Origin of the sequence: Neisseria sp. RH3002v2f (assembly GCF_014596375.1) — a bacterium.
Classification (GTDB): domain Bacteria; phylum Pseudomonadota; class Gammaproteobacteria; order Burkholderiales; family Neisseriaceae; genus Neisseria; species Neisseria cinerea.
Map to the genome: position 1 here is coordinate 173,203 of NZ_MAYZ01000021.1, position 19,916 is coordinate 193,118.

The following is a 19,916-nucleotide window of genomic DNA, read 5'->3' on the forward strand; positions in this document are numbered from 1 at the left end:
ACTAAGGGTTTAAATTAAGCTTCACCGCGAGCACGCAAATCAGCCAATACGACATCAATGCCTACTTTATCGATGGTACGCAGAGCGGCGTTAGAAACGCGCAGGCGAACCCAGCGGTTTTCACTTTCTACCCAAAAACGACGTGATTGCAAGTTAGGCAAAAAACGACGTTTGGTTTTGTTGTTGGCGTGTGATACGTTGTTGCCAGACATCGGGCGCTTACCGGTCACTTTGCAAACTCGTGCCATGGTTAGTCTCCAAACTTCTAAAATAGTAAAACGTAATTTATACCACGAAAAACAGTGTTAGTTCAAGTGTTTTAGAGAAAAACGGCTGTTTTACGCGAATTATCCTGCCGATTGTTGCATTCGGGAAACGTTTGCCGATACGAAACAGACGGAATGCGATTATAGCGGATTTCACAGATGCCTGCATTCTAAATACTGTCCGAACATGTTTCCACATGTGTTTTCAGACGGCATTTTAGTCGAGGCAGGGAGTATTAATGCCCTCCCCCTCCATTATTGTGGAACGGCGGTTTTGCCAGCCATATGACGGGTATCATGATAATGAATAACAAGCTGCCCGCCATAAAGATTTCGTTCGAGCCGATAATGAAACCCTGCTGGGTAATGGTATTGTTGATAATACCTGCGGTTTGAATGTCGGAAACGCCGTGCTGGGACAAATGAGCGGCCGTTTCATGCAATGTCGCGGAATATGGCGTGATGTGTTCGGCAAAGCGTGTATGGTGCAACGCTTCACGCCGTTCCCACAGGGTACTGACGAATGATACACCGACACCGCCCATAAGCACGCGCAAGAAATTCGACAAGCTGCTGGCAGCGGCAATCTGCCCTCCCTTCATGTGTGACAAGGTGATGGTCGTCAGCGGCAGAAAAAACATGGCGACACCGACACCTTGCCAAAACTGAGGCCAGATGACGTTGCCGATATCCATATCGGCATAAAAATCCGTACGCCAATAGAAAGTAAAGGCAAAGGTCAGGAAGCTGGCAGTTACGAGCAGGCGCATATCGGCCTTGTTGCCGAATCTGCCGATAATGGGTGACAGGAAAATAGGAAGGATGCCGACAGGTGCGGCAGCAAGCCCCGCCCACGTGGAGGTATAGCCCAGGTTGGTCTGCAACACTAACGGCAGCAGGGTCAGCGTCCCCATATACACCATAAAACCCAATGAGGTGGCAATTACGCCGACGGTAAAATTCCGATCTTTAAACAGCGATAAATCGACAATCGGATATTTTTCTCCCAATTCCCAAATAATAAAATACGACAAGCACACCAGTGCGACTACGCCCAAGGTAATGATTTCTCCAGAGGCGAACCAGTCGAGTTCCTTACCCCTGTCCAGCATCATCTGTAACGCGCCGATACCGACTACCATCAATGTAAGCCCGACATAGTCGGTCGGCATTTTAACGGTTTCCGTTTCCCGATATTTCAAATGTTTCCATGTAATCCATGCCGATATGATACCGATAGGGATATTAATGAAGAAAATCCAACCCCAATGCCAGTTTCCGGAAATCCAACCGCCGAGTATCGGCCCGAGAACAGGGGCGACAACGACGGTCATTGCCCACAATGCCAGTGCCAGCGTCCGTTTTGCGGGCGGATAGGATGCCATTAACAGGCTTTGCGACAAGGGAATCAGCGGTCCGGCGATAAAGCCCTGCAAGATGCGGAAAATTACCAAAGCCTGAAGGTTGGGGGCAATACCGCACAGCCACGATGTGATGACGAAACCGACGGCGGCGGCGGTAAACAGTTTGACCTCGCCGATACGTTTTGCCAAAAATCCCGTTAACGGCACGGAAACGGCGTTTGCCACAGCAAAAGAAGTAATAACCCACGTCCCCTGAGTGGTTGCCGCACCGAGGTTGCCGGCGATAACGGGAACGGCGACATTGGCGATAGTCGTATCTAAAACTTCCATAAATACGGCAAGCCCCAAAGACAGCGTAATCCATACCAATGCCGCACCTTTAAGCGGTGGATAATCCATTGTGTTCTCCGTTTCAGACGGCATCAATGCGCGTATTGCTCAAGAATTTCGTCCACCAGCCTGTCGGCTTCCGACCAATCCGTGCTTTCAGTTTCCGGCAACACGGCATCCGGCGTTTTTGAAATAGGTGCACCTGCGGCGGAAATATCCACTTTTACCGTCATCGACAAACCGATGCGCAACGGATGCCTGTTCACATCTTCACGGTTCAATTCGATACGGACAGGAACACGCTGCACCACTTTAATCCAGTTACCCGTGGCATTTTGCGCCGGAATCAGCGAAAACGCGCTGCCCGTACCTGCCGAAAACCCTGCCACCCTGCCGCGATAAACGGTTTGTTTACCGTATAAATCCGACACAAGCTCGACCGGCTGGCCTATTTTCATGCGCCTCAACTGTGTCTCTTTAAAATTGGCATCAACCCACACATCCGACAACGGCACCACCGCCATCAGCGGCGCACCGGCCGCCACCTGCTGTCCAACCTGCACCGAACGCTTTGCCACCTGACCATCCACCGGCGCGCGGATTTGCGTCCGCTGAAGGTTCAACCACGCATCTTTCAACCTGCTGACTGCCATCTGAACCGCCGGCTGTTCGCGTAAAGCGACCTGACCACCCAAAGCCGCACGCGCCGAAGATTCTTCCGCCAAAGCCGCCTTAACTGCCGCCTGAGCCTGAGACACTGCCGCACGGGCATGTGCCAGCTCTTCGGCGGACACCGCTCCCGATTCTGCCAAAGCAGACCGGCGGCGTAAATCATCCTGCGCACGTGCCAAATCCGCTCGGCGCAAAGCAACCTGCGCCCCCGCCTGAGAAGTGGCGGCATTTTGCTGGCGGTTTTGCCGCACCGCCTGAATCAGCTCGTTTTTTGCCCGTTCATACGCCAACACATAATTGCCGTCGTCCAATACGGCCAACACATCGCCTTTCTTCACAACATCCGTATCATCATGCAACACCTTCCGCACCGTACCGCCCGTTTGCGGCGTAATCTGAACCACACGTCCGGCAACATAAGCATCTTCCGTTTCCTCTTCGTGCTGCCACCATAAAAAAAACGCCGATACGGCAGCGACGGCGGCAAGCGCAAATAGCAGCGTTAACACCAGCAGGCGGCGTTTGCGTTTGACTTTTGCGCTATCGGCTTCTTGTCTGTTTTGAATTGTCGTTTCATCTGCATGTGTTGTCATTATTCCAATTCCAAATACTTCTAATACTATATAAATAAAACCAATTAAAGATTGGTTAGGATTCTATACCCTGGCAATAACTCAATCAAGTTAATGATTTAGAATGAATATTCAAACAAACTGTATCAACCCGGCTTCACAGAACTATTTATATCCACACATCACCGAGTAAAGCAATCACCCATACTAACCGAAGAAAACTACACAAATACCGCCACTTATATTACAATCGCCGCCCGTGGTTCGAAAACCTCCCACATTAAAAAACTAAGGAAACCCTCATGTCCCGCGACAACGAAGAGCTGCAAGGCATCTCTCTTTTGGGCAATCAAAAAACCCAATATCCGACCGGCTACGCGCCTGAAATTCTCGAAGCATTCGACAACAAACATCCCGACAACGACTATTTCGTCAAATTCGTCTGCCCCGAATTCACCAGCCTCTGCCCCATGACCGGGCAGCCCGACTTCGCCACCATCTACATCCGCTACATTCCGCACATCAAAATGGTGGAAAGCAAATCCCTAAAACTCTACCTCTTCAGCTTCCGCAACCACGGCGATTTTCATGAAGACTGCGTCAACATCATCATGAAAGACCTCATTGCCCTGACGGATCCGAAATACATCGAAGTATTCGGCGAGTTCACACCGCGCGGCGGCATCGCCATTCATCCTTTCGCCAATTACGGCAAAGCAGGCACCGAGTTCGAAACATTGGCGCGTAAACGCCTGTTTGAGCACGACGCACAATAAACCATCCTTCCCATAATTTCAGACGGCATTCCTTCGATACGATATGCCGTCTGAACCCCTTTCCGAAAGATTTTTATGTACGCATTTACCGCCGCACAGCAACAGAAGGCACTCTTCTGGCTGGTGCTTTTTCATATCCTCATCATCGCCGCCAGCAACTATCTGGTGCAGTTCCCCTTCCAAATTTTCGGCATTCACACCACTTGGGGTGCGTTTTCCTTTCCCTTCATCTTCCTTGCCACCGACCTGACCGTCCGCATTTTCGGTTCGCACTTGGCACGGCGGATTATCTTTTGGGTTATGTTCCCCGCCCTTTTACTTTCCTACATCTTTTCCGTTTTGTTCCACAACGGCAGTTGGACAGGCTTGGGCGCGCTGTCCGAATTCAATACCTTTGTCGGACGCATCGCCTTAGCCAGTTTTGCCGCCTATGCGCTCGGACAAATCCTTGATATTTTTGTATTCAACAAATTACGCCGTCTGAAAGCGTGGTGGATTGCCCCGACCGCATCAACCGTCATCGGCAACGCCTTGGATACGTTGGTATTTTTCGCCGTTGCCTTCTACGCAAGCAGCGATGAATTTATGGCGGCAAACTGGCAGGGCATCGCTTTTGTCGATTACCTGTTCAAACTCACCATCTGCACTCTCTTCTTCCTGCCGGCCTACGGCATCCTGCTCAACATCCTGACCGCAAAACTGACCGCTCTGCAGACAGAAGAAATACCAAACCACCCACCCACGCCCCTGCAAAATTCCTGATTCCAAGTTCTAAGAAATCGGAAGGCCGTCTGAAATCAACAACAGGAAAAACTTATATTTTAGAATATTGCAAAATCCGTATGACATGTCGCCTTTGAACAGATTAGGCTTTCGATATATTGTCAACAAACAATTGTTTCAAAAACATCATTCAGTAAAGAAGACTGCTGCCGGCGATACGGTCGGATATTTGCCGATTAAAAGCGTTTCCCGTTATACGAAAAGTCAAACCGCCATAACTTCTCGCCGTTTGTATTGATATACAGATACAAGCCCTTGCCGTCATTCAGCTTAAACGGTTTTTCAGCGGGTTTGGCGTTTTTGATTTGACGATCGTTCAGCGGCATAGCTGGGGTATGTCTTCGGGGGTATTTTTAGACACCCCCTAAAAATATACCCCCTAATTTTGGTTGCTTCAATTAATATGAATTAGACGGAGTTGGACAGTCAGAAAGAGGATGATAGGATAGTAACCAGTCTGAAAGCCTTGTATTTATTGGGCTTGGTTGACGGCATTAGACAGGATTAAACGAAAAAAACGCTTAGAATTTCTAAGCGTTTTTTTCGTGTGTTGGTGCCGACAGCGAGATTTGAACTCGCACAGCCTACGGCCACTACCCCCTCAAGATAGCGTGTCTACCAATTTCACCATGTCGGCATTTGAATAACTTTTATTTACTGCTTTTTATTTACTGCTGCTGAGGAACAGGTGCAGCAGGTTCGGTATTGTTTTTAACAGGAACTGCCGGTTTGGGAGCCTGTTGCGTTTGTTGTACGCTGCTGAAGTCCAAACCATGTTTTGTCGTATGGGTGTGAATATACACCATAGCCATGCAGGTTGCAAAGAAAAAAGTTGCTGCGATAGCTGTTGAGCGGCTGAGAAAGTTGGCATTGCCGGCAGAGCCGAATACGCCTTGCGCGCTGCCGCTGCCTGACCCGAAGGTGGCACCCGCATCCGCCCCTTTACCGTGCTGCAGCAATACTAACACGATGACGGCCAAAGCGGAAATAATATTAATAATCCAGATAAGGGTTTTAAAAGCTTCCATATTTTTCTACGAGGCTTGTGCTGCGTTGATAATGGCGGCAAATGAATCATATGATAATGACGCGCCGCCAACCAATGCGCCGTCTACATGAGGTACTGCAAAGATGTCGGCTGCGTTATCCGCTTTCACACTTCCGCCGTAAAGAGCGCGGATTTTAACATCGCTTCCGCACAAAGACAAGATTTCTTTGTAGATGAATGCATGCATGTCGGCAATTTGTTCTACGGTGGCGACTTTGCCGGTACCGATTGCCCATACCGGTTCGTAGGCAACGGCGATGTTTTTGGTGTTCAAACCTTGCACGATGGAAAGCTGGTGTGCGATGACTTCGTGTTCTTTACCGGCTTCGCGTTCTTCCAAGCTTTCGCCGACGCATAAAAGGGGAATAAGTCCGGCGTTAAGGACGTTTTCCATTTTGCGGCGTTGGATTTCGTTTTTCTCGCCAAAATAAAGGCTGCGTTCGGAGTGCCCGATAAGGACGATGTCGGTGCCGATATCGGCGAGCATTTCTGCGGACACTTCTCCGGTATATGCGCCATTGCCAGGGAAACGGCTGACATCTTGGGCGCAAGTAAGGATACGGTTATTGAGGACAATCTGCATGGCGTTGTGCAGTTGCAGCAGGTAAACGGTCGGCGCTGCGAGTCCAATCAGGACGCGTTCGGCAGCGGGCATGATGCGGAAGCGGTGCATGAGTGCATTGTTGTTTTGGAGTCGGCCGTTCATTTTCCAGTTGCCGATGACCCATTTCTGATCCCACATTCCGATTTCGTGATACATCTTGTCTGCTCCCTGCTGTTTGACCGCGTGTATGCGAAGTTGACGTGCAGTTTAGTGGATATGCGGTGGCTTAGCAATAACGGGAGCGGATATGAATGATTTATTTCATTTCCGGTTTGTGTAATGCCGTCTGAAGGTTGGCGATGTGCTTATTGAAGTTTTATAATGTATGTCATGAGTAAAACAGGTACTTGACGGAGCATAAAATGGATTTTGATAAAGCGCGCTTCAACATGGTCGAGCAGCAGGTTAGGCCTTGGGATGTATTGGATTTTGATGTGTTGGACGCATTGGAGGAGATTCCGCGCGAACTTTTCGTCAATGAGGCCTTGCAGGGTTTGGCGTATGCGGATATGGAACTGCCGCTTGCCAACGGTCACAAGATGCTGGAGCCGAAAGTCGTGGCCCGGTTGGCGCAAGGCTTGAAGCTGACTAAAAACGATACGGTTTTGGAAATCGGTACGGGCTCGGGCTATGCGACCGCGCTTTTGGCAAAATTGGCGGGCAAAGTGGTTTCGGACGACCTCGATGCCGAACAGCAAAAGCGCGCCAAAGCGGTTTTGGACGGCTTGTCTTTGGAAAACATCGATTATGTGCAAAATAACGGGTTGACCGAACTTTCCGCAGGTGCGCCGTTTGATGCGGTTTACGTCGGCGGTGCGGTCAATATTGTGCCTGATGTGTTGAAACAACAGTTAAAAGATGGCGGACGCATGGTGGTTATCGTAGGACGCAAGCCTGTTCAACGTGCGCTTTTGATTACGCGTCAAGGTGATACGTTTGAAGAGAAGGCGCTGTTCGATACTTTGGTGGCCAATTTGACCGACAAGGATGCCCATCCTTTCGACAGTTTTAATTTTTGATGTTCGGATTGTGATGCCGTCTGAAAGCAGATTGCGTTTCAGACGGCATTTTGTTCGATTGGAGAAAGGAAACCCGATGGATATTGTACAACTCTCGCCGTTGGCGCTGAAAATTTGGATGGATGAGGGACGGGCGTTCCGACTGTTGGACGTGCGTACGGATGAAGAAGCGGCGATTTGTTCGCTGCCCGATGCGGTACATATCCCGATGAATCTGATTCCGCTACGACAGAACGAGCTGCCGGACGATGGCGTGCCGCTTGTGGTGTATTGCCATCACGGTATCCGCAGCCTGCATACGGCGATGTATTTGGCTGATGCTGGGTTTGAAAACCTGTACAACCTTCAGGGCGGCATCGATGCATGGGCGGCCGAGATTGACGGCAATATGATGCGTTATTGAGGCGGATATTTCAGACGGCATTCCTTAAATGCGTGTACCTGTGGTGTTCCAAAAGGTCGTCTGAAACAGAAACATCGGCCTGTGCGTACACGGACAGCAGGGCGGCAAACAGCAGGGAGTATCTTTTAGAATTGAGTTTAAAGGAGAGGTAAATGTTGTTAACTAAGTTGAAAATTTTGCTATTTTTGTTCTTATTTGTTTTTGTATTGGCTATCATTTTGCTTTTCTTCTTTTTTAGTTCGGATATCGAGAGTTTCGGGAACTATCAGTTTGAATATGTTTACGATAAAGGTTGGCCTGCTAATTATATTTTAGTCATGAAAGATGGAAATGAAGGGAATTTTGATAAAATAATATCCGGATTGGTTTTAGAATATTATAAGGAGGATGATAACATTTATTTTTCTTATATTGACGGGCAAGGATTTGCTTCAGACTCTTGCTATTACAAACCGGAAATTTTATATGGAAAAATTATTTTAAATAAAAATCATATAATTAATATTAATAGCATGGAAAAAAATAATTTTCTTTCAGAAGATAAAATAATGAAGGGAACAAGAAATTGGCTAGCAGACCCTAAAAATAAATGTAATATACAGACTCTAGACTAGCAGAATTATATAAGGGGCTGTACTAGATTAGCAGATATGTTACCCTCGGAATATGAAGATAACACACTGCAAATTAAAGAAAAAAGTACAAAAAGAACTGCTCCGTTTTTTTTTGTGCTGGAAGTTACCGCCCGTTCTGCCGCCGATATTTTGGGTATCCATCCCAATTCGGCAGCACTGTTCTACCGTAAAATCCGCACGGTTATCAACTATCATTTGGCCTTGGCTGCCGATGAGGTTTTTGAGGGATCTGTCGAGCTGGAAGAAAGCTATTTCGGCGGACGGCGTAAAGGCAGATGTGGTCGCGGTGCAGCAGGAAAAGTGGTTGTTTTTGGCATCCTGAAACGCAACGGACGGGTCTATACCGTTGTCGTAAACAATGCCAAGTCCGATACTTTGATGCCTGTTATCAAACAGTAAATCATGCCGGACAGTATTGTTTATACCGATAGTCTGAGCAGCTACGACAAGTTGGACGTGAGCGGTTTTATCCATTACCGCATCAACCATTCCAAGGAATTTGCAGACCGTCAAAACCACATTAACGGCATTGAGAACTTTTGGAATCAGGCAAAACGCGTCTGCTGGTTTCGTGAAGGCCTACGCAGGATCAGCGTTGTCATGTGTATGCTAACCTTCTGCAAGGTATCTGCTTAATCATATTTGAAATCAGTATAAAGCATAATTATCAGTATCCGAAATTCCAGTTAATTAAATATTCAGAGACCATCGTTAAGATTGATTTAAGGATGAAAATGCAAGAACAAGAAAACCAGCCAAAAGAAGACAGTGGGGCCATGACCAGGCTGCAAGATGTGTTCAATCTTGCGCATGACCAGGCTCATCCCGATAAAATTGATGCCGTCATCCGCGCCAATACTCGGGTGTCCGGAACCAATATGTGGGTATTGATGTTTGCCATTGCCGTGGCGAGTATCGGTCTGAATGTAAACAGCACGGCGGTAGTGATCGGCGCGATGTTGATTTCTCCGTTGATGGGGCCGATTGTAGGTATGGGTTACGGTTTGGCGGTAGGGGATACTGTGCTGATCCGTCAAGCCGTGCGCAATATTATTATATTCGTCGTCATCAGCTTGATTACCGCTACGTTGTATTTCCTGTTAACCCCGCTTAAAGAGGCACAAAGCGAGCTTTTGGCGCGTACTCAGCCGACCCTTTGGGATGTGTTGATTGCCTTCTTCGGCGGTAGTGCGGGTATTGTGGCGCTGACTCGAAAAGAAGGAGGTAATGCCATACCGGGTGTGGCGATTGCTACCGCATTGATGCCGCCTCTGTGTACTGCGGGCTACGGACTGGCACATGGCAACTGGCACTACTTTCTCGGTGCTTCATATCTTTTTGCCATCAACTGCGTGTTCATCGCTTTTTCGACCTTGTTGTTTTCCAAGCTGCTCAAGCTGCCGCGCAGGGGGTTGGTAACGGAATCCAAACGCCGGTTGCAAAGCATCATTATTACTGCCGTCGTGTTGGCTGTGATGATTCCGAGCGGCTATATGGCATCAGGACTGGTGCGTCAGGAGATCTTCAACACCAGAGCCAATGCCGCCATTGCCACTGTGCAGCAACAGGAAGGTTTTTTCGTGCTGCGTAAGATGTTGAACCATAGAGAAAATACGGTCGGTCTGATTGTCAATGGAACGGGCAATGCCGAGAAAATTTCCGCCTTGCTGGTGAAAAGTCTTGAAGCGTCAGGTGTGAAAGCGCCGAAGGTAAACGTGGTTTATGCGGGAGGGAACGATGCCAAAATCGAAGAATTGCTGGCAAGCCAAAACAACTCGGTACAGTTGCAAAACGAGCTGAAAGAGCAGCAAGCCTACATCGATACCGTGCTTGCGGGCAAAACTGCTGATACCGCCGGTGCTGACGATGCTGCGGTACTTAAGGAATTAAAAGCCCAATATCCGGAAGCGGAAAAAATCGTTGTCGGACGCGGCTTGGCTTGGGATAAAGCGCAAACAACGCCTGTTTCCGAACAGTCTGAAAGCCAAAAAAACGCAGAACCGAAGACAGATACATATGACGATATCGTCATTGTCTCTCTCGAATTGGAGCAGCCACTACCTGCCAAAGATCACGAGCGGATACAGGCGTGGTTACGCCAGCGTTATGAGGGTAAGGTCGTGCGCATATTATTAACGCATAAGTCTCAGACAGATAAACCGTCTAACGAATAATCGCCTTCGGGCTTTATCCATTTCCGAGAAATCATTGATTGTTCCTAATACACCAAATCCGCCTCAAACACGCCTCTCAAGGCGTTGGAGAGGCGGATTTTTTCTGCGCGTTCGAGCATGTCGCGGGTGATGTGCGTTTCGATGATGGTGTCCGCGCCCAAGTAGGTTTGCAGCTGCTGCAACACGGCTTGGCGCATGATGCCGTTGAGGATATCCAAATCCAGGGACGGGGTGAGACGGGTGTTTTTGTGCATGTTCATGTTTCAGTATTCTCCTAGAAATACTGTAAACAACGCTACTAGTTTCTACAGCATCGAGTTGATAACGTTCGCCCAAACCGGCAAGGTTTTCTGCGCCAAGGACGAGTTTGAGTTTCTCAAAGTCGATTTGGTCTTCGCAAAAGACTTCAGGAAAGATTTATTTGAGTTTTAATATATTGTTTTATTTAGAATTATTTTCTAAATCGTGTATAATTTTTTGGTTCGGTTGCCATAATTGCGTCTTCCATCAATGATCACTTACAAAGTGTCCATTTTATCGGGATATGTTGAAAGTTAAAAGAAAAGAAGGCCGTCTGAAAAACTTTAATATTCGTTTTTCAGACGGCCTTCTTTTCACTTGCCGAAACAAGAGTATTTTGTTTCTCAACTTTACAAAACGGTCAGTCCTGCTGCGTGTTTCTACCCCAAAAACTCTTTCAAAAACAGCAAGACGCAGGTAAGTTCGTCGGCGGATTCGCGTTGCGTGCCGTTGCCGGTATGACCGCCGCCGTCGGGCGAGTAGAGCCAAGATTGCGGCGAGGTTTCGCGCAGTTTGGCGTAGAACTTGAGCGCGTGGGCGGGATGGACGCGGTCGTCGCTGAGGCTGGTGGTAATGAGCGCTGGCGGATAATTGATACCGTCTGAAAGATTGTGATATGGCGACAATTCGCCTAGCCAGCGTTTGCAGACTTCGTATTTTTGCGGATTGCCGTATTCGTCCGTCCAGCTTGAACCGGCGGACAGCAGCGGATAACGGATCATATCGGTCAACGGCACTTCGCACACCAGCGCGCCGATGCTTTGCGGTTCGCGCACGAAGGCGGCGGCGGTAATCAGGCCGCCGTTGCTGCCGCCCTGCAAACCGATGTGTTGGGGCGAACTCATGCCGCGTTCGGACAAATCGCGCACGACTGCCAACAAATCATCAACGCTTTTGTGTTTGCTGATTCCCTGCGCCGCCTGATGCCAGCGCGGGCCGAACTCACCGCCGCCGCGTATGTTCGCCAACACGAAGGCATTACCCTCTTCCAGCCAGTATTTACCGATGCTGCCCAGATAATGCGGCAGCTCGGGCACGCCGAAACCGCCGTAGGCATAAACCAAAGTCGGCGTGTCGGGCGTGGCGTTTTTGCCGACGTGGAAATAAGGAATGCGCTCGCCGTCGGACGACACCGCCCAAAACTGCCGCACTTCGATGCCGTCTGAAACAAACTGCTGTGGCTGACGGCGCATGACGGTCAGTTCCATCACGTTCAAATCCAGCGCAAACAGCGTCAGCGGCGTGGTGAAATCGCTGGCGGCAAGGTAAACCACGTCGCCGCCCCAAGGCTGGTCGGTCATTTCCAACGCACCCGAAGGCAGGCGTGGCAACTCAGCTTCCTGCCATTTGCCATCAGTAAAACGCCACGCTTTCAGACGACCCTGTACGTTTTCCAGCAGGCTCGCCACCACAAAACGCTTGGTCGTTTCCACGCTTTCCAATGCCTGCGTTTCATCGGGCGCAAACAAAAGCTGCGCCGCCCCGAGTTCGCCCCGATTCAGCTTCACCGCCACCAGCGCGCCACTCGGATAGCTTTGGTTCGCGCGGTTCCAGTCTTTGCGCAACGTCAGCAAAAGATGTCCAGCCAGATAGCCGACCACGTCGCAATCATTGGGCAGGTTTAACGGTTTCGCCTCGCCCTCGGCCGACACCTGCAAATAGGTTTTGGTGTAAAAACCGTCCGACGCTTCAATCAAATCAATCGGCGAACCCTGCGGATCGAGATAACGCCACGCGTTCACCATCATGCCGTCTTCGGCAATTTGATACACAGGCAGGCTTTCCTCGAAACTTTTGCCGCGTTCCACCAGCCACACCTCGCGCGGATAGCCCGATTCGGTCAACTGCCGCTCGTCCCAAGCCGGACACACCCACACGCTGTTTTCATCGCGCCACGACACATGGTTTTTGCCTGCCGGAAAGTGAAAACCACCTTCTACCAATTCCCCTGCTTCCAAATCCACTTCCAGCATGTACGCCGTATCGCCGCCAGATTTGCTCAGTGTTAACAACGCGCGGTTGGGCTGTTCCACCAAGTGCGACACCCCTCCCAAATACACATCATCGCCGAGCAATTCATCGAAATCCGCCACTGAAAACAGGATTTTCCACTCGGGATAGCCCGAACGATAAGTCGCCGCCGTACACACGCGGTAAACGCCCTTCGGATATTGCGCATCTTGATGGAAATGGTACATCCGCGCGCGGTGTTCCTGACAAAACGGAATCTGCCGCGTGTCCTGCAACTGCGCCAAAATGCCGTCGGACAATGCGCGCGCCTTGTCGTTTTCTAAAAAACGCGCACGCGTTTCGGCATTCGCTTCAGCAGCAAAGTTTTGCGTTTCGGGAGATTCGAGGTTTTCGAAATGGAGATAGGTATCGGGGTAGGATTTCATCAATATGCCGTCTGAACAGTGGAAGGCGGATTATATCGGAAATTCAGGCAGATGATGATGAAGGCAATTCAGGATGGGAGGAAGTCTTGTTCGCCCGATAGGCGGCAGGTTTGAAAATGTCTGTTTTTGATTCCCGTCCTGCAAAGATTTAAACGATATGCCGTCTGAAGCAGCGTTCAAACGGCATGGCGTTTTTATAAGAGCGTGAGGTAGAAAAGCTGCATGATAAGGACGATAAAGGCAAACAGGGCTGCAATAGTCCAGTTGAACCCTTCCTGACGTACAGGGGCGACCGACGACTCGGCAATCCGGGGGGACGCAGGGGCGGCAGCAGGCGCAGGCGGCGTATCGTGCAGGGTTGTACCGCCGTTGAGGATATCGGCGATTTCGTCGCGGGAAATCTGTTTCTTGCCAATGGCGTGCGTGCCGATACGGTGAACGAGTTTGACATCCGAAACAGCCTCTGGCAAATCGTTGAATATAGGCTCTTTCGTGCTTGCCAGATGGTCTTTGGCTTTAAACATCCCTTCGCATTTTTGGCAGACGACGAAGCCTTGGGCAACATTGAGCTGGGTTTCTTTGACCCAGAGACGGGTTTTGCAGTGGGGGCAGAAACAGGCGGGCATGGTATTTCCTCGTGTGTGTCAGGTTTGATGCCGTCTGAGGCGTAAGGCGGTTCAGACGGCATATGCTTTGTTTTTATTCTACGCCGTACTGCCGACGGTAGGCTCGGACGGGTTCGAGGAACTGTCCGAATTCGGGGTTGTTTTGCAACAGGATAAACAAATCGTTCAGGCTGGCGATGGGGGCGACGGGCAGGCCGTATTGTTTTTCCACTTCCTGAACCGCGCTCAATTCGCCGGTGCCTTTTTCCATGCGGTCGAGCGCGATGGCGACACCGGCGGGGGTTGCACCCTCCGCTTCAATCAGTTTGATTGATTCGCGTACGGATGTGCCGGCGGAAATCACGTCGTCGATAATCAGCACGCGCCCTTTAAGCGGCGCACCGACCAACACGCCGCCTTCGCCGTGGTCTTTGGCTTCTTTGCGGTTGTAGGCAAACGGGACGTTTACGCCTTTTTCCGCCAGCATCATCGCGGTTGCCGCCGCCAAAATAATGCCTTTGTAGGCGGGGCCGAACAGCATATCGAATTGGATGCCGCTTTCAATGATGGATTGTGCATAGAATTTTGCCAGTTGCAGCGTGGACAAGCCATCGTTAAAGAGGCCGGCATTGAAGAAGTAAGGCGACTGCCGTCCTGCCTTGGTGGTAAATTCGCCGAATTTTAAGACGTTTTGGGCGAGGGAGAATTTAAGGAAATCTTGGCGGAAATCGGTCATTTTTTGCTTTCTGTCAGGTATTGCGATGCAGTTGTGATTCTACCGCCCCGTGCGGCCTGCTTCAACTGCCGCCTGCCTGCAAGGCGCGTTTCAACTGTTTCAACACCTGCCAGTTTCGGGCTTTAAGTTCGGGTTGGCGTAAAAGCCGGGCGGGATGGTCGATGATGAAGAAGGGACGGTTGCCGCACAAAGTTTCAATCATCGTTTGCCGTTCAGTCTGGACAAAAGCCTGCCCAAGGAAAAGGACGGCCGGGGCGCGGCAGCCGTCGAGTTCCCTGGCGATTTGACCCAACGCATTCTCGATGGCCTGTTCAGACGGCATCGGGTTGCCGACGGCGGCGGTTTTCACCCAGCTGGTCTTGTGTACATAAGCAGCATCCAGTCCTACGGCTTTGAGTATATTGTCGAGCAGGACACCCGCTTTGCCGTGGAACAGTTGCCCGTAAACCATATCCTCGGTCGGCGGACACAGGCTGACGACGGCAAGTTTGGTTATGCCCGAAGCGGCGGGAACGGCGGCGATGCCGTCTGAAACGCCGGGCAGAGGCGTTTCGGTTTCAGGCATGGGTTTGCGCGTATGTACGGCGGTTGTTTCCAACACTTTCATGGTTTTGAGCCGTGCCTGACCGGTATGCTGTTCGGACGGACGCTGAGGAATGCTGAGGACGGTTTGCTTTTGAGGGCGGATTTGTGTCGGGCTTTCCGGCAATGTTGCTGACGGCAGGACGACGGCTCCCCGCTTCAACCACATCGGGCCCAAACCCAAGGCTTCGTGCAGGTGGAGGTAGCGCGCGCTTAACATATTTTCTCCATTAAGACGGCATCTTCGGTTTTACCGTCGGCTGCACGGTAATAGTTTTTCCGCCTGCCCGCATCGGTAAAGCCGTGTGCCGCGTACAGCGCCTGCGCACCGATATTGCCCGCGCGGACTTCAAGCAGCAGGCGTTGCGTGCCTTCGGGTAGGTGTGCGAACCAGTATTCGAGCAGGGCGGACGCGACACCCCGGCGGCGGTATTCAAAAGCGGTGGCAATCAGGTGCAGTTCGGATTCGTCGGGCAGGTTCTGCCAAACGATAAAGGCGGCCAACCTGCCGTCTTTTTCAGCAAGGAAAACCTGTTCGGACGGCGAAACAAGTGCGGACTCAAATTGGCGTTGCGTCCATGCGGACGGGTTGCAGACGGCATCGAGTGCGGCCAGCTCCTCGCAATCGGCATAAACGGCACGGCGGATGTTCACGGGCGCGCTCTCCGTTCGGCCTGTTCTTTGGCAGTCAGGGCGATTTTGTTACGGACGTAGAGCAAACCGGCATCTGCGGCATGGACGGCAGGATAGCCGCCCTTGGCTGCCAATGCGAGAAAGTCGGCGGCAGTCGGCATATCCGGCCGGCCTGAGAACGGTGGGGCCTCTTCCAGCGCGAACGCGCTGCCTATGCCGTCTGAAAAGGCGCATCCTTCCGGCAGCCGGATGTCTGCCGCCCGCCCGACCTGATAATCGCTCAAACGGCGGCAGTTCAGCGTATCGAACCATGCATAAAATACTTCGCCCATACGCGCATCCGTAGCGGCAAGGATGCAGCTTTGCGGCGGCGGCAGCGAGGCGGCGGCATCAAGCGAGGGTACGCCGATTAAAGGGGTATCAAACGGTGTTGCCAAACCCTGAGCCACACCGATGCCGATACGCAGTCCGGTAAACGCGCCGGGACCCTGTTCGTATACGACCGCACCCAAATCGGCGGCGGTAATGCCCGCATCGCGGAACAGGGTGCGGATTTCCGGCAGAATCAGTTCGGACTGGCGGCTGCCGACTTCCTGATGGAACAGACGGGTTTCGCCGTCGGCACACAGCGCGAGCGACAAACGGGAAGTACCGGTATCGACGGCCAGGACGGGACGGTTAAAATCAGCTTGCATGGCATTCTCTCGTTGGTTCAGACGGCATTATATAGCGGTTGGCCTGAAAATAGGGATCTCCCCCCTCGGACATGCCGTCGGGCGTGCAATACAAAATGCCGTCCGAACGGTAAATTATTGTGTTCGGACGGCATTTTCACAATGGTTATTGCTTGGCGGCAAGGCCGATATGGCGTATGCCGTTTACGGTTTTCACTTCCGCGCTGCCGGCAACTTCCTGGGCTTTTCCGCCAAAGATACCGAGGGAGTAACTGCCTTTCTCGTCTTGGTTGTAAAGGACGGAACCGCTGATGACGGCATGGTGTTTTTCATCCGGCTTGATATCGGCGGCGGCCAGATCAACATTGAGTTCTGGCGATTTCAAATGTTCGATTTTGCCGTGTCCCTGCTTGGCGGCGAAATCTATGGTGTAGGTCAGTTTTCCACCGGCATCGTCTGAACCGAATGCCGTCCCGCGATATGTCGCCCTGCCGCCTTCGGGAAGCTTGTCAAAAGATGTATGTTCACCCGCTATGTCGCCGATTCTGAACCGGCGTTTCGCAACCATCTTCCCGGAATGCTCCGAATCTTGTATTTGCTCGGTCTGAAAGGCGGTTAAGGCGGAATGGCTTTGTTTGTACACTTGGAACTCTCCACTCTCCAAGGTAATGAGCTGCCCGTCCACTTCGATTTGGCGGATAAAGTCGAAACGGCTGACCTTGTCGTTCTTCAATTTGCCCGTATTGAGGCTGTCACCGTTTCCATAAGTTTTTTCCGCACCTTGTGCCGCCAGCTTCAGTTTCTCGTTTTTTCTGACGGACTGATCCAGCGTCAAAGACTGCAAACCTTTGTCTTTATGGTCGAGCGGTGCGGTTAGTGCATCGGCAAGCCCCGCACCGATGTCGGCGGCGACACCACCCCCTCCGCTGCTGCAGGCGGTCAGAATCAGGGCGGCGGTCAAAGAAAGGCAACAGAAGGCAGTTCGGTTCACAGGTTTACTCCTAGTCATACGCAGAATAGATAATATATAAACATTTTGGTTATGGTATCTTTTTTTGCATACCGCATCAATAAGGCAGGTCAAAGAAGCAAAAATCAAATGCCGTCCGAACGGCGGTTCAGACGGCATTTTGTTTACAGGCAACCTGTTATTTGACGATTTGGTTCAATTCGCCCTTGGCATAACGGCTTGCCATTTTTTCCAACGAAACAGGTTTGATTTTGCCTGCCTGACCTTCGCAGCCGAACGCAAGATAACGGTCGAGGCAGATTTGCTTCATGGCCTCAATGGTTTTGCTCAGGTATTTGCGCGGGTCAAAGTCGGACGGATTTTCGGCAAGGTAGCGGCGTACCGCGCCGGTAGAAGCAAGGCGCAAGTCGGTATCGATGTTGACTTTGCGCACGCCGTGTTTGATGCCTTCGACGATTTCTTCAACCGGCACGCCGTAGGTTTCGCCGATATTGCCGCCGTATTCGTTGATGACTTTCAGCCATTCTTGCGGAACGGAGCTGGAGCCGTGCATCACGATGTGTGTATTGGGCAGGGCTTGGTGGATTTCTTTGATGCGGTCGATACGTAATACATCGCCTGTGGGCGGACGGGTGAATTTGTATGCGCCGTGGCTGGTGCCGACGGCAATAGCCAATGCGTCAACGCCGGTATCTTTAACGAAACGTACGGCATCTTCGACGCTGGTCAGCATTTGGTCGTGGGAAAGTTTGCCCACTGCGCCTACACCGTCTTCTTCGCCTGCTTCGCCGGTTTCGAGGTTGCCCAATACGCCGATTTCGCCTTCAACGGATACGCCGCAAGCGTGGGAGAAGTTAACCACGGTACGTGTGGCGTTGACGTTGTATTCGTAAGAAGAAGGGGTTTTGCCGTCTTCCATCAGCGAGCCGTCCATCATTACAGAGGAGAAGCCCAGTTGGATGGAGCGTTGGCACACGTCGGGTGATGCGCCGTGGTCTTGGTGCATGACGACGGGGATGTGTGGAAATTCTTCGACAGCCGCCAAAATCAGGTGGCGTAAAAACGGCGCACCCGCATATTTGCGCGCACCGGCACTCGCCTGTACGATGACGGGGGCGTCGACTTGGTCTGCAGCCTCCATGATGGCGCGCATCTGTTCGAGGTTGTTGACGTTGAACGCCGGCAGGCCGTAGCTGTTTTCGGCAGCATGATCAAGCAGTTGGCGCATGGATACGAGTGCCATTTGTGTCTCCTTGGGCAATAGGTAAATAAGGCGGATTATAATGTTTTTTACAGCAAAAAACCATAAACAGCTCATTGATTTTATATTAACGATGCCAGTATGCAGGTTTGTCGGGTTTTGACGTTTCGGGATTCGGATATTCCGATTTATGATAATGTTTCTAATGTTATTTTAGGTGTGGGAATGGGTTTGGACGGACTTGCGGCATACTTGGACGCTTATTTGGAAAATATCGTGCGCGAGGGTAAATCGGAGCACACGGTTGCCGCATACCGGCGCGACTTGCAGGAACTGCTTGCCCTTCTGGAAGAAATGCCGTCTGCAAACCCTTCAAATTGCACTCGCGGCGACTTCGTACAGGCATTACGCCGGCTGTCCGGCCGCGGTTTGGGGGAACGGACGCTGGCTCGCAAGCTTTCGTCTTGGCGGCAGTATTGCGTTTGGCTGGTAAAGCGCGGCCTGATGCACGCCGACCCGACCGCCGATATCAAACCACCGAAACAGCCGGAACGTATCCCGAAAGCACTGCCTCAGGAATGTTTGAACCAGATGCTCGACCTGCCTGTAGATGACGGCGACGCATTGGCATTGCGCGACCACGCACTGTTCGAACTGATGTACGGCAGCGGTTTGCGCCTGAGCGAGATACACGGCCTGGATACAGGCGATGTGTGGTTGGACGAAGGCTGGGTGCGCGTAACCGGCAAAGGAAGAAAACAACGTCAGGTCCCGCTGACCGGGAAAAGCGTAGAAGCTTTAAAAAACTATTTGCCGCTGCGTCAGACGGCATCGGATGGCAAAGCCCTGTTTACCGGCAGGAACGGCACGCGCCTGAGCCAACGCCAAATCCAAAAACGCCTCGAATCATGGGCGGCGCAAAACGGCGACGGCAGGCACATTTCTCCGCACATGATGAGGCACAGCTACGCCAGCCATCTGTTGCAGTCCTCGCGCGACATCAGGGCGGTACAGGAGCTGCTCGGGCACAGCAGCCTTTCAACCACGCAGATTTACACCAAACTCGATTTCGACCACATCGCCCGCCTGTATGACGAAGCTCATCCGCGTGCCAAACGGCAGGAAAAATAATCCCGGACAAAATCAGCCGTCAGCCCCGCGTGCTTGATATAT

The 19,916-nt window shown here is 51.3% G+C and carries 21 protein-coding genes, 1 tRNA gene, 2 pseudogenes and 1 riboswitch; of the genes and pseudogenes, 8 read left to right on the forward strand and 16 right to left on the reverse strand.

Annotation, left to right across the window (positions count from 1 at the left end; translation table 11 throughout):
• Window positions 1–14 precede the first annotated feature (14 nt).
• The 3 genes from rpmB to BBW69_RS06030 all read right to left on the reverse strand — a co-directional run bounded on the left by rpmB (window position 15) and on the right by BBW69_RS06030 (window position 3,225).
• Window positions 15–248 (reverse strand): 50S ribosomal protein L28, encoded by a 234-nt coding sequence (gene rpmB, locus BBW69_RS06020; protein WP_002216391.1) that lies wholly within the window; start codon window positions 246–248, stop codon window positions 15–17.
• Between the two features lie 254 nt (window positions 249–502).
• Window positions 503–2,029 (reverse strand): fatty acid resistance MFS efflux transporter permease subunit FarB, encoded by a 1,527-nt coding sequence (farB, locus tag BBW69_RS06025; RefSeq protein WP_107959648.1) that lies wholly within the window; start codon window positions 2,027–2,029, stop codon window positions 503–505.
• Between the two features lie 23 nt (window positions 2,030–2,052).
• A complete protein-coding gene (locus BBW69_RS06030) occupies window positions 2,053–3,225 on the reverse strand; it encodes an HlyD family efflux transporter periplasmic adaptor subunit (RefSeq protein ID WP_188210739.1) in 1,173 nt (390 codons plus the stop codon).
• 232 nt (window positions 3,226–3,457) lie between these two features.
• Window positions 3,458–3,502: riboswitch (PreQ1 riboswitch) on the forward strand.
• A 4-nt stretch (window positions 3,503–3,506) separates the two neighbouring features.
• On the opposite strand from BBW69_RS06030, the gene queF reads away from it, so the two are divergent.
• On the forward strand, window positions 3,507–3,980 hold the full coding sequence (gene queF / locus BBW69_RS06035; protein WP_188210740.1) for a preQ(1) synthase: 474 nt from the start codon (window positions 3,507–3,509) through the stop codon (window positions 3,978–3,980).
• Window positions 3,981–4,055: 75 nt separating this feature from the next.
• Window positions 4,056–4,742 carry a 7-cyano-7-deazaguanine/7-aminomethyl-7-deazaguanine transporter gene (locus BBW69_RS06040; protein WP_107959644.1) on the forward strand — a complete coding sequence of 229 codons (687 nt, stop codon included), beginning with the start codon at window positions 4,056–4,058 and terminating at the stop codon, window positions 4,740–4,742.
• Between the two features lie 197 nt (window positions 4,743–4,939).
• On the opposite strand, the gene BBW69_RS10140 is transcribed toward BBW69_RS06040, so the two are convergent.
• From BBW69_RS10140 to tpiA, 4 genes are all read right to left on the reverse strand, one after another.
• Window positions 4,940–5,089, reverse strand: a complete 150-nt coding sequence (locus tag BBW69_RS10140; RefSeq protein ID WP_323175101.1) for an Arm DNA-binding domain-containing protein — start codon at window positions 5,087–5,089, stop codon at window positions 4,940–4,942.
• A gap of 225 nt (window positions 5,090–5,314) precedes the next feature.
• Window positions 5,315–5,400 (reverse strand) — tRNA-Leu (locus BBW69_RS06045).
• Window positions 5,401–5,431: 31 nt separating this feature from the next.
• A complete protein-coding gene (gene secG / locus BBW69_RS06050; protein ID WP_003676242.1) occupies window positions 5,432–5,791 on the reverse strand; it encodes a preprotein translocase subunit SecG in 360 nt (119 codons plus the stop codon).
• Between the two features lie 6 nt (window positions 5,792–5,797).
• Window positions 5,798–6,571, reverse strand: coding sequence for a triose-phosphate isomerase (gene tpiA, locus BBW69_RS06055; RefSeq protein WP_107959642.1), 774 nt, complete (start codon window positions 6,569–6,571; stop codon window positions 5,798–5,800).
• Between the two features lie 206 nt (window positions 6,572–6,777).
• On the opposite strand from tpiA, the gene BBW69_RS06060 reads away from it, so the two are divergent.
• The 5 genes and pseudogenes from BBW69_RS06060 to BBW69_RS06080 all read left to right on the forward strand — a co-directional run bounded on the left by BBW69_RS06060 (window position 6,778) and on the right by BBW69_RS06080 (window position 10,646).
• Window positions 6,778–7,434: a protein-L-isoaspartate O-methyltransferase gene (locus BBW69_RS06060; RefSeq protein WP_188210741.1), complete on the forward strand. Its 657-nt coding sequence runs from the start codon at window positions 6,778–6,780 to the stop codon at window positions 7,432–7,434.
• A gap of 76 nt (window positions 7,435–7,510) precedes the next feature.
• Entirely contained in the window at window positions 7,511–7,837 is a 327-nt protein-coding gene (locus BBW69_RS06065) for a rhodanese-like domain-containing protein (protein ID WP_003676237.1), read from the forward strand.
• A gap of 152 nt (window positions 7,838–7,989) precedes the next feature.
• Window positions 7,990–8,451, forward strand: coding sequence for a hypothetical protein (locus BBW69_RS06070; RefSeq protein WP_223169963.1), 462 nt, complete (start codon window positions 7,990–7,992; stop codon window positions 8,449–8,451).
• A gap of 52 nt (window positions 8,452–8,503) precedes the next feature.
• Window positions 8,504–9,033, forward strand: a pseudogene (locus BBW69_RS06075) (IS1595 family transposase); the annotation flags it as partial.
• A 167-nt stretch (window positions 9,034–9,200) separates the two neighbouring features.
• A complete protein-coding gene (locus BBW69_RS06080; protein WP_223169964.1) occupies window positions 9,201–10,646 on the forward strand; it encodes a DUF389 domain-containing protein in 1,446 nt (481 codons plus the stop codon).
• Window positions 10,647–10,690: 44 nt separating this feature from the next.
• On the opposite strand, the pseudogene BBW69_RS06085 reads toward BBW69_RS06080, so the two are convergent.
• The 9 genes and pseudogenes from BBW69_RS06085 to fba form a co-directional block, all read right to left on the reverse strand.
• Window positions 10,691–10,882 (reverse strand): annotated as a pseudogene (locus BBW69_RS06085) (aminotransferase class IV); the annotation flags it as partial.
• A 444-nt stretch (window positions 10,883–11,326) separates the two neighbouring features.
• Window positions 11,327–13,342, reverse strand: a complete 2,016-nt coding sequence (locus BBW69_RS06090; protein WP_188210743.1) for a prolyl oligopeptidase family protein — start codon at window positions 13,340–13,342, stop codon at window positions 11,327–11,329.
• A 194-nt stretch (window positions 13,343–13,536) separates the two neighbouring features.
• A complete protein-coding gene (locus BBW69_RS06095; protein ID WP_188210744.1) occupies window positions 13,537–13,968 on the reverse strand; it encodes an MJ0042-type zinc finger domain-containing protein in 432 nt (143 codons plus the stop codon).
• A 73-nt stretch (window positions 13,969–14,041) separates the two neighbouring features.
• Window positions 14,042–14,683 carry an orotate phosphoribosyltransferase gene (gene pyrE, locus BBW69_RS06100; protein WP_002223035.1) on the reverse strand — a complete coding sequence of 214 codons (642 nt, stop codon included), beginning with the start codon at window positions 14,681–14,683 and terminating at the stop codon, window positions 14,042–14,044.
• Between the two features lie 61 nt (window positions 14,684–14,744).
• The gene (locus BBW69_RS06105; RefSeq protein ID WP_188210745.1) at window positions 14,745–15,485 is read right to left on the reverse strand and encodes a uracil-DNA glycosylase family protein; all 741 of its coding nucleotides are present in this window, start codon (window positions 15,483–15,485) and stop codon (window positions 14,745–14,747) included.
• The gene (rimI, locus tag BBW69_RS06110; RefSeq protein ID WP_188210746.1) at window positions 15,479–15,919 is read right to left on the reverse strand and encodes a ribosomal protein S18-alanine N-acetyltransferase; all 441 of its coding nucleotides are present in this window, start codon (window positions 15,917–15,919) and stop codon (window positions 15,479–15,481) included. The genes BBW69_RS06105 and rimI overlap by 7 nt, the downstream gene beginning before the upstream one ends.
• Window positions 15,916–16,593 (reverse strand): tRNA (adenosine(37)-N6)-threonylcarbamoyltransferase complex dimerization subunit type 1 TsaB, encoded by a 678-nt coding sequence (gene tsaB / locus BBW69_RS06115; RefSeq protein WP_188210747.1) that lies wholly within the window; start codon window positions 16,591–16,593, stop codon window positions 15,916–15,918. The genes rimI and tsaB overlap by 4 nt, the downstream gene beginning before the upstream one ends.
• A gap of 145 nt (window positions 16,594–16,738) precedes the next feature.
• Entirely contained in the window at window positions 16,739–17,701 is a 963-nt protein-coding gene (locus BBW69_RS06120) for a factor H-binding protein (RefSeq protein WP_188210748.1), read from the reverse strand.
• 19 nt (window positions 17,702–17,720) lie between these two features.
• Window positions 17,721–18,785, reverse strand: a complete 1,065-nt coding sequence (gene fba / locus BBW69_RS06125) for a class II fructose-bisphosphate aldolase (RefSeq protein WP_002260313.1) — start codon at window positions 18,783–18,785, stop codon at window positions 17,721–17,723.
• Window positions 18,786–18,968: 183 nt separating this feature from the next.
• Here fba and xerC point away from each other — a divergent pair, with 183 nt between their 5' ends.
• The gene (gene xerC / locus BBW69_RS06130) at window positions 18,969–19,874 is read left to right on the forward strand and encodes a tyrosine recombinase XerC (RefSeq protein WP_069346925.1); all 906 of its coding nucleotides are present in this window, start codon (window positions 18,969–18,971) and stop codon (window positions 19,872–19,874) included.
• Window positions 19,875–19,916: the final 42 nt, after the last annotated feature.

Coding starts and splice junctions, on each gene's coding strand:
- rpmB (WP_002216391.1), bottom strand. CDS start 248: ATGGCACGAGTTTGCAAAGTGACCGGTAAGCGCCCGATGTCTGGCAAC.
- farB (WP_107959648.1), bottom strand. CDS start 2,029: ATGGATTATCCACCGCTTAAAGGTGCGGCATTGGTATGGATTACGCTG.
- BBW69_RS06030 (WP_188210739.1), bottom strand. CDS start 3,225: ATGACAACACATGCAGATGAAACGACAATTCAAAACAGACAAGAAGCC.
- queF (WP_188210740.1), top strand. CDS start 3,507: ATGTCCCGCGACAACGAAGAGCTGCAAGGCATCTCTCTTTTGGGCAAT.
- BBW69_RS06040 (WP_107959644.1), top strand. CDS start 4,056: ATGTACGCATTTACCGCCGCACAGCAACAGAAGGCACTCTTCTGGCTG.
- BBW69_RS10140 (WP_323175101.1), bottom strand. CDS start 5,089: ATGCCGCTGAACGATCGTCAAATCAAAAACGCCAAACCCGCTGAAAAA.
- secG (WP_003676242.1), bottom strand. CDS start 5,791: ATGGAAGCTTTTAAAACCCTTATCTGGATTATTAATATTATTTCCGCT.
- tpiA (WP_107959642.1), bottom strand. CDS start 6,571: ATGTATCACGAAATCGGAATGTGGGATCAGAAATGGGTCATCGGCAAC.
- BBW69_RS06060 (WP_188210741.1), top strand. CDS start 6,778: ATGGATTTTGATAAAGCGCGCTTCAACATGGTCGAGCAGCAGGTTAGG.
- BBW69_RS06065 (WP_003676237.1), top strand. CDS start 7,511: ATGGATATTGTACAACTCTCGCCGTTGGCGCTGAAAATTTGGATGGAT.
- BBW69_RS06070 (WP_223169963.1), top strand. CDS start 7,990: ATGTTGTTAACTAAGTTGAAAATTTTGCTATTTTTGTTCTTATTTGTT.
- BBW69_RS06080 (WP_223169964.1), top strand. CDS start 9,201: ATGAAAATGCAAGAACAAGAAAACCAGCCAAAAGAAGACAGTGGGGCC.
- BBW69_RS06090 (WP_188210743.1), bottom strand. CDS start 13,342: ATGAAATCCTACCCCGATACCTATCTCCATTTCGAAAACCTCGAATCT.
- BBW69_RS06095 (WP_188210744.1), bottom strand. CDS start 13,968: ATGCCCGCCTGTTTCTGCCCCCACTGCAAAACCCGTCTCTGGGTCAAA.
- pyrE (WP_002223035.1), bottom strand. CDS start 14,683: ATGACCGATTTCCGCCAAGATTTCCTTAAATTCTCCCTCGCCCAAAAC.
- BBW69_RS06105 (WP_188210745.1), bottom strand. CDS start 15,485: ATGTTAAGCGCGCGCTACCTCCACCTGCACGAAGCCTTGGGTTTGGGC.
- tsaB (WP_188210747.1), bottom strand. CDS start 16,593: ATGCAAGCTGATTTTAACCGTCCCGTCCTGGCCGTCGATACCGGTACT.
- BBW69_RS06120 (WP_188210748.1), bottom strand. CDS start 17,701: ATGCCGTCTGAACCGCCGTTCGGACGGCATTTGATTTTTGCTTCTTTG.
- fba (WP_002260313.1), bottom strand. CDS start 18,785: ATGGCACTCGTATCCATGCGCCAACTGCTTGATCATGCTGCCGAAAAC.
- xerC (WP_069346925.1), top strand. CDS start 18,969: ATGGGTTTGGACGGACTTGCGGCATACTTGGACGCTTATTTGGAAAAT.